Source organism: Nostoc sp. FACHB-190, from assembly GCF_014696905.1.
GTDB lineage: Bacteria > Cyanobacteriota > Cyanobacteriia > Cyanobacteriales > Nostocaceae > Nostoc_B.
In genome coordinates, this window is the sequence record NZ_JACJQW010000003.1 from 1 (window position 1) to 13,094 (window position 13,094).

Annotated in this window: 9 protein-coding genes, 2 pseudogenes and 1 CRISPR repeat array; of the genes and pseudogenes, 1 reads left to right on the forward strand and 10 read right to left on the reverse strand. The window is 39.7% G+C overall.

The features are described from left to right. Positions 1–134, forward strand: a pseudogene (locus H6G28_RS36710) (IS630 family transposase); the annotation flags it as partial. A 19-nt stretch (positions 135–153) separates the two neighbouring features. On the opposite strand, the pseudogene H6G28_RS04775 reads toward H6G28_RS36710, so the two are convergent. The 10 genes and pseudogenes from H6G28_RS04775 to H6G28_RS36420 all read right to left on the reverse strand — a co-directional run. Continuing rightward, positions 154–582: pseudogene (locus H6G28_RS04775) on the reverse strand (HD domain-containing protein); the annotation flags it as partial. Between the two features lie 25 nt (positions 583–607). Further along, complete coding sequence (locus H6G28_RS04780; RefSeq protein ID WP_242054450.1) at positions 608–2,098, reverse strand: TIGR03985 family CRISPR-associated protein; 1,491 nt, start codon at positions 2,096–2,098, stop codon at positions 608–610. A gap of 325 nt (positions 2,099–2,423) precedes the next feature. Then, a CRISPR array of direct repeats spans positions 2,424–2,743; the repeat unit is 36 nt; unit sequence CCCTACCGATTGGGTTAAATCGGAATTATTGGAAAC. Between the two features lie 171 nt (positions 2,744–2,914). After that, positions 2,915–3,241: a type II toxin-antitoxin system HicB family antitoxin gene (locus tag H6G28_RS04785; protein ID WP_190669314.1), complete on the reverse strand. Its 327-nt coding sequence runs from the start codon at positions 3,239–3,241 to the stop codon at positions 2,915–2,917. 1,005 nt (positions 3,242–4,246) lie between these two features. Continuing rightward, on the reverse strand, positions 4,247–5,383 hold the full coding sequence (locus H6G28_RS04790) for a CRISPR-associated protein (RefSeq protein ID WP_190669316.1): 1,137 nt from the start codon (positions 5,381–5,383) through the stop codon (positions 4,247–4,249). A gap of 724 nt (positions 5,384–6,107) precedes the next feature. Then, positions 6,108–6,608 carry a PH domain-containing protein gene (locus tag H6G28_RS04800; RefSeq protein ID WP_190669318.1) on the reverse strand — a complete coding sequence of 167 codons (501 nt, stop codon included), beginning with the start codon at positions 6,606–6,608 and terminating at the stop codon, positions 6,108–6,110. A 68-nt stretch (positions 6,609–6,676) separates the two neighbouring features. Continuing rightward, positions 6,677–8,365: an RAMP superfamily protein gene (locus H6G28_RS04805; protein WP_190669320.1), complete on the reverse strand. Its 1,689-nt coding sequence runs from the start codon at positions 8,363–8,365 to the stop codon at positions 6,677–6,679. After that, positions 8,362–8,796, reverse strand: a complete 435-nt coding sequence (locus H6G28_RS04810; RefSeq protein WP_190593457.1) for a hypothetical protein — start codon at positions 8,794–8,796, stop codon at positions 8,362–8,364. The genes H6G28_RS04805 and H6G28_RS04810 overlap by 4 nt, the downstream gene beginning before the upstream one ends. Continuing rightward, complete coding sequence (locus H6G28_RS04815) at positions 8,796–9,605, reverse strand: RAMP superfamily CRISPR-associated protein (protein ID WP_190669734.1); 810 nt, start codon at positions 9,603–9,605, stop codon at positions 8,796–8,798. Before H6G28_RS04815 ends, H6G28_RS04810 begins: the two co-directional genes overlap by 1 nt. A gap of 160 nt (positions 9,606–9,765) precedes the next feature. Then, positions 9,766–10,866, reverse strand: a complete 1,101-nt coding sequence (locus tag H6G28_RS04820; RefSeq protein ID WP_190669322.1) for a type III-B CRISPR module-associated Cmr3 family protein — start codon at positions 10,864–10,866, stop codon at positions 9,766–9,768. Further along, positions 10,857–12,833, reverse strand: a complete 1,977-nt coding sequence (locus tag H6G28_RS36420; protein WP_199332782.1) for a type III-B CRISPR-associated protein Cas10/Cmr2 — start codon at positions 12,831–12,833, stop codon at positions 10,857–10,859. The genes H6G28_RS04820 and H6G28_RS36420 overlap by 10 nt, the downstream gene beginning before the upstream one ends. Positions 12,834–13,094 lie beyond the last annotated feature (261 nt).

Genomic DNA, 13,094 nt, shown 5'->3' on the forward strand with positions numbered 1-13,094 from the left:
ACGCCAAACGATTCATCAGAGAGTTTTATTTTTTCTGTCATTCTTTTACTGTGGTGAAAGCGTTATTTGAACTAGCAATTCACGGTCAAATTTTTGACTTTCCCAAACTCCATACCTATGGTGTTTTCTCATAACTGATTTAGGATTGCTATACCAATCGGCTATTGTTGAACGGATATTATGCAATTTATCAGCTTGGGAAACTCGCCTGACTTCTGGGGAAGCAGAGCGCATTTTTTCGATATATGCTTGCTTGCGTTGTTGCCAAGGTGGTTTGGGCATAACCTCAGCATCAGTACATCCATTGACAATATTAACTACTCTGTCACCAAATAATTGCCGAATTTCGGCGCGAGTTTTTTCACCGCCTTGGTCTTCTATGGCATCATGTAATAAAGCTGCGATCGCTTCATCCTCATCACCACCATCTTCTAATACTAATGCCGCCACACTCAAGAGGTGACTAATATAAGGTGTGTTGCTACCTTTGCGGAGTTGCGTTGCATGAAGACGACTGGCATAAACTAAAGCTGACTCAAAACGTGAAGTTAATTTGGGTTGTTGATAAGTATTATGACTCATTGTTTTATTGCAGATATTGTGGTTATTAATTGTGATAAAGTTTGGCGGTTGCTTGAATATCTTGGATGATGCGATCGCGTAATGCTATTGGTAGTAACACCTCTACATTTGCGCCCCAAGCCCGTAAACGCATAATCACATTGTTATCATTGACGCGATATTTGGCGGTATAGTAAGCATCTTGAGGATATCGCTGTAGAACTTCTAACAAGTATTTTTCTTGTGCTGAATTACTTGCTGATTTTTTAACTAACTCAATTATTTGCTTGTTTGATTTAACCAAATTGAATGTTTCATGACGAAAGGTATCTTTGATATATGAATCATGAAAATCGCGGTTAAAGCGCAGTAACATTAAACCTGATGGCTGATAAAAATCAAAACCCCAAACTTGTTTAATTGCCTCTTGAACTTCTGCGGGTTTGGGTAGTGTATTGTGATGATATTTATCTAATAAAAACTGTGGAACACGAGCATCTGACCATTCTAAAAAATCTTCTGATTTAATGCGTTCCAGCCGATAGTTATACCATGTCACATTACCATCTGGATTTATGCCATAAGCACAAAGATACTTGGCACGCTGAACGTAGTAAACACAAACAGGATATACTAGACATTCTCTTGTGCCTAAACGCGCACTGTTGTAATTAAATAAAATTGGTTTAATGTCACCCGAACGCCAATTATCTTGAAGTTTCTCTTGTAAATTATCTGCGTCAAATTGAATATCTTCAGGCACAACATAATCAACGTGTAAGAAAACGCGCCGATTTCCAGTAACTTCCAAAGAAAGTTTATCAGCAATAGGAGATAATTTTGGGTCGAGAAAAGCAATCATATCTAAACCCTGGGCTAAATCAGCTAATTCAGTAGGATTTAAATTGATATTATTAGCATCTTGATTTTTGGATTGTGCTGAGTTTTTACTGATGACCCACTCAGGCAACTGCTCAACTTGCCGAATAACATTTTGTCTTTTAGACAAAGAATATTCAAAATCAAGACAACCTTTATCTTTTAAAAAGTTAATATCATTTTGCAGAGTTTTCCGAGTTTTGGCAAATAATCTTTCTTGGAATACCTGCTCCCAAACTTTTGGGGAAACATGAATATTATTTTCTAAATCTTCTTGTAACTGCGTGACAGAAAAACCATATAATGTTAGCCAATCTTTTGTTGTTTTATAACAAAGACATAGAGGGTTATGAGATTTGAGAATATCATCAACTTTTTCTAGTGACCTACCTTGAGGATGATGAGATTCCTGGGGTGGTTGCAACTGAAAAAACGTTTGACACCACTCACTAAATGTTAGACCTTCTTCTGATTGTATTTGCAGGCTTCGTTCGCCATCTTCATAAAACCAGTTAATTAATTGCGATCGCCGCATCGCAGTAATTAAATTTTGGCTTTGGTTAAGCGCACCATCGACTAGATTTTGTAAAAGTCGAAAGTTAGGAAATAAAGGAAAATGTTGCAAGTCAGGCATATAATACTTTTTTAAAGCTGCCATTTTAACTTAACAGCCCTTCGGAAACGGATGTTTCCACAGAAGTGACTCAAATTTTGTAAAGATTGCTGTGGAAAATGTCTAAATTGAGTCAAACTATTGCACCATATACACTTGAAGAAATCAGCAGGCATTTTCACAACTTCATCGACACACCTCGCCAAATCGCCGAAACCCTATATTTTTCGTTGAGGTGCGTCGATTGCTTACAGGGTAAGGGTTTGAGCTATGTGTTTTGGTCAATTTTCGCTGAGGATTTATAATAATTTCAGAGGTGCGTCGATTTGGCGGCTGAAACCCTTACTGGGTAAAGGCTCCTAGACGAACTCCCTACCGATTGGGTTAAATCGGAATTATTGGAAACCCAAGATCCGCACCTGCGGGGTTGGCGTTGGCCCTACCGATTGGGTTAAATCGGAATTATTGGAAACTTGCCATTGCGACATTCGGAAATGTCCTTAATATCAACCCTACCGATTGGGTTAAATCGGAATTATTGGAAACAGCACTTCGTACGGTTCAAGCTCCGAGATTCTCGAACCCTACCGATTGAGTTAAATCGGAATAGTTGGAAACGAGTTGCCATAGGTGCCGTCATCCTGAAGAATCTCACCCTACCGATTGGGTCAAATCGGAATAGTTGGAAATGCTTCATCGAGTGGTTCAGATCCCCGACTTCTTAAAGAAGTCGGGGATCTTTTAGTTTACGAACGATAAGAATGCTATGGCTAAAAACACTTATAAAAAAAATAAACACTGTCCGACCTAAATTTTTAGAAGGTTTGACAGTGTTTATTACTAAGAAATACGAAAGAACAATTAAGAAGCAAGCTTTAAATTTACATAGCGATTCAAGCTAATTTTTTCCTCAGCAGCTTCAATAGCAAGCTTACGATGAAGTTCTGGCGGAATACGAACTTGAAATTTGCCGCTATAGTCTTTTTCTGCAATGGGTTCGGGAATAGACTCGCCGTTAGCTTCCATATCAGCTACTACTGCTTTAACTAAAGATTCAATACCTTGAAATGCAGCTATTTTATCCTCATCAAGATAAGATAAGCTAGGAAATTCGGCGCACAAACCCACGTATTCTTGATCTTCAGACGACCAAGTAACTCTATAAGTGTAGTGGTCATAGTTCTTCATTTTCTATGTCCTCAATCTTATTAGCCGCCTCCAATTTGCTTATCGCCTCCAAAACTTGCCTAACTTGGTAAACCTTAGCTTTTCCATTCTTCTCTTGAATGTTGACGCGCGGATCTCCAGTCCAAGGAGTTTTGTAAATACAGTGACTTCCTTCTTGCCTTGGATTCCTAAAATAATGATTGCAGATTTTAACTAAATCGCTAAAGTTTACATCTTTAGGGTTGTTTTTAATCTGATACCAATTTGAAAAATGATTGCGACAAATGGGTTACTGAAAAGCTCACCAGTAAGCAATTTCCCAATCCAAAATCCAAAATCTAAAATCCAAAATGGTATGAGCAAGAAGTTTTTCAATTTTTGGCATATATCATACCAAATTTATGCCAAATAAGTAAAATTACTTACAAAAATGACATATTACAAAGACAATTTGGATTTTACTTAACCTAATCATAGTATCACTATTAATACTATGTCAATAAAATTATTATCATTTAAGGAAAAAAAATTATTTATACCAATTTAACGCGATGTGCAACTTATTCTTGAAACCCCTCTCCAAACCTCTCCCCTGCAAGGAGAGAGGCTTTGAATCTTGCCCCCCTTCCCTGTCTGCGACACGCTGCGCGAACGTAGGGAAGGGGTTGGGGGTTAGGTTTGAGAGAAAGTTGCACACCACGTAATTTAATATGAAGACGCATATAAAAGCCAATTACCCCCCTTCATCCTCCCGTGGAAAGGCTACGGTGTATACACAAGTCGAAAATAGGCACTATGAAACCCATCCCGCCTAGAACTAAAGTTCCAGGCTGATAGCGAAAGTCCACTCAAGTGGACTGGAAGACATTTTTGGTTGAGTCATCTTCAGATGACTTGCGCTATGAGACTCGGAATTGATTCCGAGGCGGGACAGATGCACTCAACGAACATTTATTTGTGTGTACACCGTAGCCTTTACAAGGGGAGGGGTAAAGTTAGGATAAAACCTGTTAGTCTTTCTATTCCTTAAAAAGGATTTTTATTCACTTCTTCTTCTTTACCATACCGATATAGTATTAACTTACCTTGCTCAGAACGGCAACTAACTCGAATACCTTGAGTCACACGAAAATGGTCAATATTTCCCATATTGGTATACTTATCATACTGCAATCCACCATGTTGTTTAAGGATGCTAGTATCACCATTTGACTCTTGTAAGAGACAAGCAACTTTAGCGAGAGTTTCTTGTAACTTGACTCTTGCTTCTTGCTCTTTTACCTTTTTATAATCAGCCTCAAATGAGTCTTGATAATCTAATCTAGGGAATAGAAGTAAATCTGCCGATAGCAAGTCATTTTTACACTGATTCCAAATTAGCTGTCCCCAAGTTGAGAGTGTGATTTTACCATCAATTTCTGCCAGCATCGCTTCAGAGATTCCCAGCGTTTCAGCTACAGCCAGCCCAACTCCAGTATCTAATAAGACTAATTGTTGTGTATATGGTTTAATTGCTGCAATATCTACAGTAATAGGTAAACGCGGGATAGTGATTAAATCAGATTTTTCACCTTCAAATATATAAATAATTTCATCGGCATAAAACATCCCAATTGTATTGAGATATCCCTGTAAACTCTTGAAACTACCCACTAAATTAAAATAAATTTTGTATTTATCTGCTTTGAGTGGTGGAATATTATCTTGTAACCACACAATTAGTGAGTCAATTCCCCAAGAAAAAGCTTCGGTACTAGCAGTTGATAGCCCAGGTGGAGAGTAAATACTAGTATTGTTTAGTCCTTGCTTTCTGAGAAATTCTGCCACAATTTTAGCAGTGGTTATTCCCTGAATTGTATCAGTTGCAATCAGAAAATGAATGTCTTCTTTCCCTTGAGTTAAATTCTCTTGATAAATGCCATAAATGCCATTTAATTCTGCACTAGCACGACGTATCTGAGCAGTTTTAGCGCCTGCAAGTTGTTCATCGGCTCTTTGTTTGAGAGTTGTAATAATTTCTTTGACATCTGCTGGTGTTTTATCTTCAGTTAAATTTGCTGTATCTCGCAACTGTGTATACCAATCTTTTTCGATTGGATTAGCTCGATTAATTTGATTGGTGAGTAAACTAGTGCCAATAGTGGAAATAATAACGCGACGCATAATAACTGGAAAGGTAGAGTTAGACTGAAACAGGACTTACGCACACAGTTTGTCTGTGGAGACTGGATGAAGGGGTGAAAGGGTATGGGGTACGAGATTAGAGTGAAATATTAGGGTGCGATCGCCCACATAATTTCTCTAACAAAATTTTGTCAAAATTATTCATCATCGTCATCAAAATTATCATCATCATCTGTATCTAATTCTTCATTATCTACTTCAGGTTCAGGACAATCTACTTTTTCAAATGTATAAGCACCTCAAAGAAATTCTTCGGTTTCTCTGTCGCATTGTTCTTCAATGCGTTGTAAGCTTTCTTCGGTGCTAGATTCACGGCTGTAATCAAAACCAAAAGATGTATCGATTTCCATTGTTTATTTCTCACTCATAATAAGTAGAAGGACTAAATTAAACCTAACTTAAATTTACCGGGTTTCGACTGCGCTCAACCCTCGTCTTCTCAAGGATTGAGCATTGAGCGTTCGCGTAGCGTCTCCCTTGGGGAGAAGTCGAAATGCGTCTTCTAAATAATTGTGTCTACCTACTTATTGATGTAAATCTTGCTCTTAAACCTAACCCTCAGCCCCTTCCCTACGTTCGCGCAGCGTGTCGCAGACAGGGAAGGGGAGTAAGATTTAATTCAAAACCCTTGTAGAGATGTTTCATGAAACGTCTCTACATTTAAATTCATACCTCGATTCAAACTATTGACCATTAACCAAAATTAATCTCGCCGTAGCACCCGTTTAATATCTTTATCATCATTGAAGGCTTTTCTAATTTTCTCAGCCACGCCCAAAGCGTTAGGAATAGCTAAAAGGAAAAGTTTAGCATGAGAATAATCACTAGAAAAAATGTGAATATCTCCTAACAACAGTGGTCTTTTACCGCACCAAGTTCTTACTAAATCGTACAACTGGTATAGTAAATTTCTTTCTACTTTAATATCCAGCACTCGATAAAGTTCTAGAAAATTCACCTCTTTTAAAAACACACCATTTTTAGTAATGAGTCGTTGATTAGTTAAGATATAACCTGTGGAACGAACTTGAAGATATTGCCAATAAAAATAAGGCAGGGGTAGAATTGTCCAAATCAGCAGAATGAGCAGCAAGTTCCAGAAAAAATTATCAGCGACTATTTTAAATAAGGAGGGATGAAAGTTTAAAATCCCCTCCTCTGCTGCTGATAAAATCATGTTGCCTTTAGTGACTTTCTTCACCATATATCCTCCAAATTTATGATGACAATTGGAGTATGACATAGCGGTGGAAAGCTGAAATTCCAAGGAATTTATGAAGGCGATCGCGGCCAGAGTTTCTGAAAACCTTTGGCTTGATTTTGCTGGGAATTTAGAAACTTGACAAACTGTTTTGATTCAGGAGAATCATCGGGAAACAGTGTCAGCAGTTCTAAATAGCCGGCGGTGGTTTTGGGCAGTGGTTTATTAGGATTTTTGGGATCTTTGACTAACCGAACAAGCGGGTACATTCGATGCCAAAGTCTACCGATTTGTCCCATCTGCCCGGTAATTGACGAACGGTAAATTGAACCTTCTGGCTGCGTTCTCGAAATTGCTTCTTGGTAAGGGCCATGCAGCCAAAAAATGGCTTCACTGTCTTCTCGGTCGTTGGCTTGTCGTCCCCAGACTTGCACGTTTTGGGGATGCCATGCTTCGCGCCAAGTAGTTGGCTGTTTGGGGTTGGGGGTAATGCCTTGCAACTGCATCCAATCTTGGGCAGTTTGCCGCACTTTATCGATAAATTCGCCCACCTGCTCTAGTTTACGCACTTGCACATCTCGAACAAGCGATCGCTCTCCCAACCATTGCCAGTGACAACCAATTAGCGGTTTGTATCCCTCTTCGTAGTATTCTTCATAAAATAGGCGATGATCTGCCCGTCGCCAAGATTTGCCAAAACCACCTAACACAACAGCGAACCGCGTTAAATCCGCTACTAATTTTTTCAAAGCTTCTTCTTGTTGAGAATCAGCCAGTTGACTAGCCAGTAACCAAACTAATTCACCCTCAACATTATAAGTAGGTTGAGCGTAAGAACCTCTACCAAAGCTGTCTATCTCTAAGTGAGAATCTCGAAAACTCATGCCCAAAAGCCCGATATTTCCCTTACCTTGGACACTACCAAACAGCTGATTGACAATTTGCTCTGTTATGTCTGCATTCGTCAAGCCGCCAAAAATTCGCAAAGCATGACCCCGCAAACCAGCCCGAAAAATATTAGCGCGAAACTCCCCTGTACCATCAATTAACTTCGCTGCTTGTCCCTGGCCTTTAATGCGTCCTTGGTAAAGAATATTGCCCTTGTGTTGTTCTGGTTGTCCGTAGCCAGCACAGACACGACAACCAATCCCTGTAGAAAGTGCCTTTTCCCATATTTCCCAGACTGTCTGCCAATCTACATTTTTAGCGTTACTAGAAATGCCAAATTGCAGTTCTGGTTTATACAAAGAAATCTGAATAAACGCCCCTGATTCTTTATTGCCATTCTTAACTTGCCAATTCTGCTGCGGATGCACAATGTCTACTAAATTTTCCGTCCAGGCGGTATCAGTAGGATAACCACCATGAAAACGTAAAATTCCTGGTTGCAATTCTCCATCAGCCGAAATTGTGCCGCAATACAATGCTGCTTGTTCCTTGGTGCAAGCGCGACGAAAAATCCCCTTCATACTGCTACCGGGATAAAACGGCCAGCCCCTCGCGCCAATCACCGGGCGAATTACACCCTCATCTTGACCGCTATTGGTAATAAATCGCCAAGTTAAAGTGTAAGTCCGAGTTTGAACTTCAGTCCCAGGTTCGGGAAGGTTGGGATAAGCTTTGTCTACCCATTCATCAGCCCAACGTGTAGCGTCTTGTTCTTCCGCACCAGGAATCAGCCTTTGGATTTGGCAACGTCCATTAATCTGCGCCCGAAACATCATCGGCACTTTTTTCGCGGGGTCGGGAATGACAGTCATGATTTTTCCCCTTTATAACGTTGCGTCCACCAAACAATACAGTCACATAGTTGCGTCAGCACTGCTAACGCTACCCGTTGGTCATTGATATCCAATTGCCAGAGTTTATCCGACATTTTTTGAATCTGCTCAACATTATTGAGGTTGACAGGATCGTTAGGAATTGTGACTCCCGCCTTTGCCATAATTTCAGCTAAAGCATTCCAGGTTGCTTTCCAATATTCAGCTTTCTCCGGTTCTTTAGCTTTTAAACGCAGATGTTCTCCCCAAAAACGTTCCAACCCGTAAGCAACAGACATCCGCATTTTGTAAGATTGGTTGAGAGACTTTTCATCTCGCTTTTTAGCATTTATTACCAATTGTTGTGCTATTCGGTCTAGTCCGTAAGATTTCCAACCGTTTTTTTCTTGTTTGTCAGATGTCTCAGTCATTATTTATATGCTCCCCCTAAAGTAACTTGACAACGACCAAAGCCAATTGACTCTAGTCCACCAAAATAAAGTTCATCAGACGCATCATTTCCAAAGGGTTGCCAACCTTTTTGTTTCAAGGCAATTGGGAAAATTAAGATACTTCCTTCTGGTAATGCTTCGACGTTAAAGAATGCACCGCCCTCTACTTTCTTTTCGTTGTCGGCAAGTTTGACTCGGCTTTGGCGGTAAAGTGCCATGTCGTGCAGCATAGCAATATCATTGTTATCAACTACAACTAAGTTGTTTGGATTCAAGTTAGATCCGGTTGGTATCCAATCTGAGAGGTCTTCATCTTTCTGGATTTCGATAAAGCCTAAGTTAAAAAACAAAACTTTACGGTTAGTGTCTACTTGACGACCTTGCAAAGCTTTGGGTGCTGTGTAAGGGTCTGGTAGATTTGCATTGATGCCAGTAATTTGCTTGTAACGTTTGAGTAACCAAGGACAAGTTACCCAAACAATCGGTTGTCCGGGACAGAAAACAGGTAGCCAGACTAAGGAGGCGTATTCAAACTTAACTAAGGCTTCGGTGGTGGTGTTTTCTTCACCTAATACAGCTTCGTGACCATACCATGTTCTTTCTGTACCTTGTTCGTGCGATCGCATATCTGCCCGAAATCTACCACGAATTGAACTACCAGGAATAATCCCAGTTTGGGTAAATTGGTCACGGAAAATTAAGTTCAAATTCCCGGTTTCTTCTCCCGCACTTGCACCAACGTGCAGAGGTGCTAAGGTTTCGATAATGCCGTAGGCTTTTTGGTACATTGATATGACTCCATATTGATAACTGTTAACTGATAACGCTGAAGGTGAAGTTGTAGTGAAGGTGTAGGTTGGGTGGAGGAACGGAACCCAACATTCACGCATACTCTGTTGGGTTATGCTATCGCTACACCCAACCTACTATTCTGATAACTGTTAACTGCTAACTGTTAAAGGGTAGGGCTAGTCCGCTTCCCCAGCGTTTGAAGGAAGGGCCTTCTTTGGGGAACCATTCAAGGTTCCATGTTTGCCAAGCTTTGAGGGGTGTTTTCATGACATAAACGGTTCCCGCCGGAATTGCATAGCGTCCTCGTGATAGGCGTTTGGTTTTGCCTTCACCACCGAGTCGATAGCGGGAAGGGTGGGGACGTTCAGTCAACAGGGTGTCTAAATACAGTTCGCTATCCCACGCCGCAGGGTAACGAGTTGATAGGCGATTTGACCCCCAAATTGCTGGGGTAATTAAGGCGAAACTCTTGCCAACATCCTGTGTGAGCAGATTTTTGATAGATTCATCCAATGGCAGACATCGCACATCTACTATATGTCCCTCACCGCCAAAGCGATACCAACCATCATTAACTTTGTCATTGCAGAGATAAACTAAGCAGTAATCGGGGTCTAGTTGAACTCCGTTTTCTAAAAATAAACTGCCTCTTTCGCTGCCGTCTTCTAGTTTTTCTATCTTGGCGCACCGTTCATCTTCTCTTAGTTGGGGGTGCAATTGTGGAACTGGTTTCCAAGGTACGCGGCGATTCTTCTTTTTGTTAATCCAGACTTTTTTACCTATCCAATTTTTTTCATCCCAGTCTTGAATAGCTAACCAAGTGCCATTTTCAAATTTACCCGATGGTGATTCCCCTTTTTGATTCTGCCATTTCTCTCCATTCCATCTTAATTGATATGCAATTTCTACTTCTCCTTTCTCAACTAAACAATTAAAAGGTGTCGGCACATAAAAGTTTTGTGGAGAATCACTTTTTGCCCAAAAAGGGCCAGCAAAATGTAAAGGTTCAATTTTGGCTTTGCGTTTAGCTTCGTCGGGTTCCTCTTGGGTATAGGTAGCAGAAAATAAACCAGATAAGCTGGCTGTGCTAGGAGGAAAGCTTGTCCCGGAACGTCCTACTAAGTTGTCTGGTGATAAGAATCTGCCAGCACTGCCATATACAAAACCTAATGGTTCAATTACTACCAAATACTTAAAAAGTGATTCTGTTGTTGAATTACTGCTAGAATTGCTATTTGCTATTTCTACTACTGACATAATTGAAATCCTATTTTTGCAAGATTAATAACCCAGTTATTTAGCGATTCAGTAACATCCTTGCAATCAGATTCTTTATTACCAAGAATCCCTGTTTTTTCTTCTACATCCCAAAGGTGTTGTTCTAAAAGATATTTTTGGTTGGGAAAATAAATACCAAATAGTTCTTTGGCTATCTCTGTTTGATTTTTAAAAGCGTGACGAGATTCTAATATTGCCACATCTGTGTAGATATGTCCCCAGTTGGCTTTTTCGTGTGTTTTTTTGTGGCGATCGCAATATCCTTGCAATACTTCTTGCAAACACCACCAAGGACAAACCCAATCTATATAGTTACCTCCATTAAACAAGATGCGAATAGCCAGGCGATCGCGTCCTTGATTTTTGGCGATTTTCTCTACATCTCTGCAATTTTGTAATACCTCTCGCTGCGGAACACCAGGCGCAGCCCAAACAAATCCCACACTCACGCCAATTGGTTGTTTATGTTGTTTCCATAAGGCGTTCTCGTTTGCGGAATTAAAGTTATAAAACCAATCAAGGCATTCTTGAGGTTTAAGTACAGGTTCTCTAAACAATATTTCTGCTTCTTGATGCTTAAGACCTGCGTCTGCTAGTGCTTCTTTTAAAATTCCATCGCTTTTATAATTATCTTTGATAATTTGAGCAAATTCATGTCTAAGTTCAACAGAAAGTTTTACGTCTTTATGTAAACCTCTACTGTCAAATTCTTGTCGGAAAGTAGTTATTTCTTTTGCTAATTTTGGTGCGGATTTTCCTGCTTTATCATTTAAGTATGTCACTAATTTTCCGAGAAATCTTTTGTCAGGAGGAGTGCGATATAAAACACCTAAAAAATCATCACCGCCTGCATAAACTATTCTACCACGACCTGTATTATTCAAGCTTTTTTTTAATATGTTTTCACCCCAAGTTATCATAGCAAGGCTAAAATTATTAGTCTCTATATCTGATAATTTTTTGAGATAGTCTCCGGCTTTATCCCCATCACCTTGAAACCAGCCAGTCCACCGATTGTCAGGTTCTAATTTGTCTTTTTTTCTCTTTGTATTCAGCCGATTTAAATCACGATATGTTTCAGGAATCTCTTGTGTAGGAATGCCTATAGGAGACGCGATCGCCTCTAAAGTAATCAGACGTTTAATCAGTTCAGCAATACTCAATTCCTCATCGGGGTCAATAATACCTGAACCATATTCCCTAATGAGTTCGTCCCGTTCTTGCTGACTAATTTTAGGAAATATTTCTTCAATAAATTTAATAAATCCTTGACCATATCTCTCAACTAACCTGCTATTTATTTCTGGATTCTTTTTCTTGAGTTCATTTCTAATATGCTCAATAAAATCATGACCAACTGCATAACTTAACTGCTGGTAAAACGCTTTAATTTCATTTTTTTGAGTTTCATATTTATAGGTTTTAGGATGATTACTACCCAGACTGGGAATTGCGATCGCATCTGCACCAGATAAGGTTGAACTTTCACCAGTCCAGTTAATCGCTGTCCAATTGCGCCGACGCTTGATTTGATCTAAATTACCTCGCGCGTTAGTAATTGATTCACCTTGTCCCCAAAAAAATTCCCAAGCGTAACTTGACCATAAATTCCATGTTCTTCGCCAATGATATTCACCAGGAACATGATCTTCAATCCATTGGCGACAAGCTTGTATAACTCCATCCCAAGCAGAGTTGAAAATCTCTTCAACCTCTTTTTTGGGAAAGTCACCTTTAATAATTATTTGGTTGGGAGTTCCTTGAGTCAAATTGATAGTAGCTGGAGAAACTACCCAAAATCCTTTTTCTCTGGCTTCACTACAAATGGTACTGGCTAGATAAGACAAGATAAAAGAACTACCGTACAAATCTCGTAACTTTCGAGATTTTTCGATAAACCCCTGAACGGGTGCAAAAGTAATTGCTGTATAGATTGTATCTGTCATTAATGATGATTGTAATTAGTAATGTTTCAGTAACACATAATCTAGCAGGTGGGTGGAAATCACCCTTTCCACCTACCCCTTGTATTGCAGATAATTGACCTTCAGATCCCCGACTTCTCTAAGAAGTCGGGGATCTTTTAATTTACGACAATCTGATTTAAGGCTTGAGCATCTGTTGTATAGATACCCAAATGACAGCAGCAACACCGACAAAGAGAGTAATAACAATATCTTCACCCAATAACTTCCTGAGTTGTTGTG

What these genes read in the sequence shown, in the direction of transcription:
- H6G28_RS04810 (WP_190593457.1), bottom strand. Translation starts at nt 8,796, where the DNA reads ATGACTGAGACATCTGACAAACAAGAAAAAAACGGTTGGAAATCTTAC.
- H6G28_RS04815 (WP_190669734.1), bottom strand. Translation starts at nt 9,605, where the DNA reads ATGTACCAAAAAGCCTACGGCATTATCGAAACCTTAGCACCTCTGCAC.
- H6G28_RS04800 (WP_190669318.1), bottom strand. Translation starts at nt 6,608, where the DNA reads ATGGTGAAGAAAGTCACTAAAGGCAACATGATTTTATCAGCAGCAGAG.
- H6G28_RS36420 (WP_199332782.1), bottom strand. Translation starts at nt 12,833, where the DNA reads ATGACAGATACAATCTATACAGCAATTACTTTTGCACCCGTTCAGGGG.
- H6G28_RS04820 (WP_190669322.1), bottom strand. Translation starts at nt 10,866, where the DNA reads ATGTCAGTAGTAGAAATAGCAAATAGCAATTCTAGCAGTAATTCAACA.
- H6G28_RS04790 (WP_190669316.1), bottom strand. Translation starts at nt 5,383, where the DNA reads ATGCGTCGCGTTATTATTTCCACTATTGGCACTAGTTTACTCACCAAT.
- H6G28_RS04785 (WP_190669314.1), bottom strand. Translation starts at nt 3,241, where the DNA reads ATGAAGAACTATGACCACTACACTTATAGAGTTACTTGGTCGTCTGAA.
- H6G28_RS04805 (WP_190669320.1), bottom strand. Translation starts at nt 8,365, where the DNA reads ATGACTGTCATTCCCGACCCCGCGAAAAAAGTGCCGATGATGTTTCGG.
- H6G28_RS04780 (WP_242054450.1), bottom strand. Translation starts at nt 2,098, where the DNA reads ATGGCAGCTTTAAAAAAGTATTATATGCCTGACTTGCAACATTTTCCT.